Raw genomic sequence first — 255 nt, forward strand, 5'->3', positions numbered from 1 at the left:
GGAGGCAGCAGTGGGGAATATTGCACAATGGGCGCAAGCCTGATGCAGCCATGCCGCGTGTATGAAGAAGGCCTTCGGGTTGTAAAGTACTTTCAGCGGGGAGGAAGGGAGTAAAGTTAATACCTTTGCTCATTGACGTTACCCGCAGAAGAAGCACCGGCTAACTCCGTGCCAGCAGCCGCGGTAATACGGAGGGTGCAAGCGTTAATCGGAATTACTGGGCGTAAAGCGCACGCAGGCGGTTTGTTAAGTCAG

The 255-nt window shown here is 54.1% G+C and carries 1 rRNA gene; it reads left to right on the top strand.

Features of this window, described 5'->3' with window-relative positions:
• Nucleotides 1–255, top strand: a 16S ribosomal RNA gene (locus E0D98_RS26645); the annotation flags it as partial.

Source organism: Escherichia sp. KCJ4928 (assembly GCF_004352695.1).
Lineage (GTDB): Bacteria > Pseudomonadota > Gammaproteobacteria > Enterobacterales > Enterobacteriaceae > ECMA0423.